3 protein-coding genes are annotated in these 2,457 nt (G+C 49.8%); all 3 read right to left on the bottom strand.

Going from position 1 to position 2,457, the window contains the following annotated elements; translation table 11 throughout:
* The coding region (locus NE536_RS22595) for a conjugal transfer protein TraC (protein WP_261274093.1) at positions 1-338 on the bottom strand (338 nt) is incomplete at its 3' end.
* A 3-nt stretch (positions 339-341) separates the two neighbouring features.
* Positions 342-797, bottom strand: coding sequence for a type IV conjugative transfer system lipoprotein TraV (gene traV, locus NE536_RS22590; RefSeq protein WP_261274092.1), 456 nt, complete (start codon positions 795-797; stop codon positions 342-344).
* A 20-nt stretch (positions 798-817) separates the two neighbouring features.
* Positions 818-2,350: a TrbI/VirB10 family protein gene (locus NE536_RS22585; RefSeq protein WP_261274091.1), complete on the bottom strand. Its 1,533-nt coding sequence runs from the start codon at positions 2,348-2,350 to the stop codon at positions 818-820.
* Positions 2,351-2,457 lie beyond the last annotated feature (107 nt).

The following is a 2,457-nucleotide window of genomic DNA, read 5'->3' as shown; positions in this document are numbered from 1 at the left end:
GAGGCAAATTTATCGCAAATGGCATTGCGGCCACTGAGCAGCGCTTGATTTTGCTCGATGAGTTCACCGACTTGGTTGTTACCCACCATGACGAATTGATAATGCCATTTGTCGCCCTCTGGCAGTGTGCCCACCAAGGCGTTCATGGTTTTGATCAAGTCGTCATTAGCGCCGCCAAACAATGAAATAGCAAAGCCAAATCCAAGCGAATTGGCATTTTCAAAGACTTGTTCAGCATCATCATAAATGCGATAGGGCAATTCATGATGCAGATGGTTGTGTTGCTGTTTGCTGCTGGCATAGAGTGCGCCGAGATCGTTTTTAATACGTTGTTTCATGGCTTAATCCTGCTTGATGTATTTGGCAGGTCTGCCCGTCCAACGGCTCTTATCGACCACGATGTACACATCGCTGGTATCAACGTAATCACCTTGCTCGTTGAGGTAGGGGAATATTGTTACTTTTTGGACTGACTCCGCCGTGCGTAGCGGTACACCGTGGCGGTCGCGGCGTGGCAAAGGGATAAAGTCTTGTTGTTGGCTCGCAAGCTTGGGGAGTGTTGTTGTGCTTTGACCGCTTAATGCCGTCACCGCAGGGCTTTGTGCTTGTGGCTGATTAAACACGCCACTGTCAGTGAGTTGCCTCACTTCCATCATGTTAGTACAGCCATTGATGCCGCCGACTTTATCGCAGGAATAGTCACTATCCAGCCCCGCCGCACAGCCACTTAATAGCCATGAAGCCAGTGCCATCATAACGGTGTTACGTAATGCGTTTTTGCTCATGATTGTGTTCAAAATGTCACTCCTTAAATGAATTAATTCGCACGGCCAAAGGCTGAGTTAACAGGGGGGCGCTGGCCTTGTTGGTTATATTGCTGCTGTGGTGTAGGCGTGTTTGCGCCTTGGGCCTGCGGCTTAATATTCCCTGGCATCTGTTCTAAAAGTGGGTTGCTGATAGTGTTGAGGATTTGCGCTGTGGCACTGACAGGATTTTGGGCTTGCTGCGCTAGCGCTTCTTCGTATTCTTGAATGCCAACTGGATCGAGCGGGAAGCCTTTCAAAAACACGATGTTGACGGTATTGCCCGGATTGAGCTCAATAATCGGGTGGTATTGCTCAGCTAATTTGATGTAGTAATCCGCGAGCTTGCTACCCACGCTTGAACTGGCACTGCCGGCTAAGTTGAGCAGTGCATCACTGCCATTGACGCTTGAGGTTGACCCTAGCGCTGAGTTCGATGTGGTTTGGCTCAGTGCCTTACCTGTCTCACCAATGCCCGTCAAAATGCCGCTAATCCCTGCCATCTGAACGATTTTGCCGTTCTTCATAATGGCAGTACCGCGAATACCGTTGCGGCCATAGTTAAATACGGTCGCCTCGACGGGAATGTCGATGATTTCATCTTCAAAAATACAGCTGAGGCGAGTGGTGCGCACAATGCCGCGACTCGATGATATTTCGCCGTAAGCTGCGCCCAAAATCGTGCAGTTGTTTAGTTTTGAGGGCTTGCCGTTAGGCAGTACACCTTGGTTAATGGTTTGGAATACCATTGGCACGGTATCGCCTTGGCCATTCACACCCGCATTGGCATCTGCGCCGCCTGTGACGACAGCCGTCACAAATGAACCTGCAGGAACATAGTTCTCAGGGGTGCGTTTTTTGGGGAGGTTTTCTTCTGGCGATTCCCAATTTAGTGCAAAGGAATCGATGCCATTTTGGGTTGCAGGTGGCGGGATAGCGCCGCCTTGATAGGGGGCAGCATACCCACTTTGTCCGTCACCCACGCTCGGGCGTGGTGGTAGCGTTTGTTCACCCAAGTAGCGTGTGCTTTGCCTAACGGGATAGGCTGATGCATCAATGCCCTCTGTCGAAAATTCATCGGTGACATTGTTATTGCTATGCTGCATTGCATTTGCGGTAGCGGCATTAATCTTATCATCAATTTTTTCAGATACGGTCAGTTGGAACGTCTCTAAATTACGCTTTAAATCAAGGCGATTAGCTTCATTGCTGCGCTCAATGGCTTCCATGCTTTTCAGCATTTTATCAATCGCTTTCTGCTGCTTATCTAAGGCGATTTGTTGTGCGGTGAGCGCAGACTGATTGTCTTTCTCGGTGAAATCTTTATCAATCACGGCACCAAAATCGATAGGATTGCCCGCTGCGGTTTCAGGGGCACGTTTTGGGGCAGACATATAGGCGTCGCCCGCTAAATAGAGGGCGCCGAGTACCGTGGCCCCCACCCCTGCAATCACCCAATTGCGTTTTTTATTGGCTTCATTTAACGCACTGCCTTGCTCAAAGTCGGCTTCGGGATCTTTTTTGAAGTAGTCTAGGAGTTGCTTCATTGCATGCTCTCCCCGCCCGATACAACAAACAGGTGGCCTGTTTGCTGTGGTGCTAATTCATAGGTTGATAAGGCAGCGGCTCGTGTCGTTGGGGAATAGAACTGCGC

Source organism: Shewanella septentrionalis, from assembly GCF_025370265.1.
Classification (GTDB): domain Bacteria; phylum Pseudomonadota; class Gammaproteobacteria; order Enterobacterales; family Shewanellaceae; genus Shewanella; species Shewanella hafniensis.
This window is presented reverse-complemented; position numbering and strand designations above follow the sequence as displayed.